This window comes from Rossellomorea sp. LJF3 (assembly GCF_037046045.1).
Lineage (GTDB): Bacteria > Bacillota > Bacilli > Bacillales > Bacillaceae_B > Rossellomorea.
The window spans coordinates 1-1,033 of sequence record NZ_JBANLY010000056.1; the positions used below are offsets into that span (position 1 = coordinate 1).

The following is a 1,033-nucleotide window of genomic DNA, read 5'->3' on the forward strand; positions in this document are numbered from 1 at the left end:
GAGCCAGGATCAAACTCTCCGATAAAAGTTTGAATAGCTCTTTAAAAATAAATCTAGAATTAACGTTGACGTATTGTCTTGTTTTGTTCAGTTTTCAAGGTTCAATGTAGCACTTCTCTCGAAGCGACCCTTACTATGTTACATGAATGTTAACTTGTTGTCAACAACTTTCTGAAAGAAGTTTTGGTCAAGTTTTTCATGTTGCGTTGCTCGTTTGCGGCAACAAATAATACTTTACCAGTTAACTTCGTAGAAGTCAACTTCTTTTTAAATGTTTATTATCTTTTTTATTTATAAGTTATTAAACACTTAAAAAGAACCTCAAAGAGTTAAAGTTAGTTAGGTCTTCTTTGAAAAAGGCGGAAAAGCAATAATACCACATACAATAACTTGATAGCAATATCTAATTTAGATTTTTTCAGATGACTAATTGTATGCTTTATTATTTTAATAGGTTGTTTTATTCTATTATTATTTAGAAGTACTTGCATTGATTTCATTGCGTCGAAACGGGCAAAAACTGTGCTAAGACCCATTGTTGAGTCCACATTTTAATTTTCTCAGTACATATTCCACCCTCTCACTCCTTCTTCCTATGTAAAAAGAGCTTTTAACGTAATAGATTGATTGTGAAGATCACCTTTTGGGAAAATTCATGCAAGATCTGATGGGGATCATGCCGGATCGATTATTTTCGTGCGGGGAGTAAGTTTTTCATGCTAGGTTGTGATTTTTCATGCGGCATTTCAATTAATCATGCCGGGGTGTCGAATTCCCTTAACGCCGTCCTCACCCATAACACTCCATCCCTCATCCCAGTTCCTTCTTCGCCAACAGGCAGACACTCTGTCCCTAAAACAGCGTCTCTCTCACAATGTTCTTCGAACTTCAAACCAAAACAAAAAGAGTAACCCCTAAGAGTTACTCTTTTTCCTATTTGCCTGGCGACGTCCTACTCTCACAGGGGGAGATCCCCCAACTACCATCGGCGCTGAAGAGCTTAACTTCCGTGTTCGGCATGGGAACGGGTGTG

General features: G+C 37.8%; 1 protein-coding gene and 1 rRNA gene. Both read right to left on the bottom strand.

Annotated features, from left to right (window positions below; all coding sequences use genetic code 11):
* Window positions 1-754: 754 nt before the first annotated feature.
* Window positions 755-892: a hypothetical protein gene (locus tag V8G47_RS20770; protein WP_336201686.1), complete on the bottom strand. Its 138-nt coding sequence runs from the start codon at window positions 890-892 to the stop codon at window positions 755-757.
* Window positions 893-939: 47 nt separating this feature from the next.
* A 5S ribosomal RNA gene (gene rrf, locus V8G47_RS20775) occupies window positions 940-1,033 on the bottom strand; the annotation flags it as partial.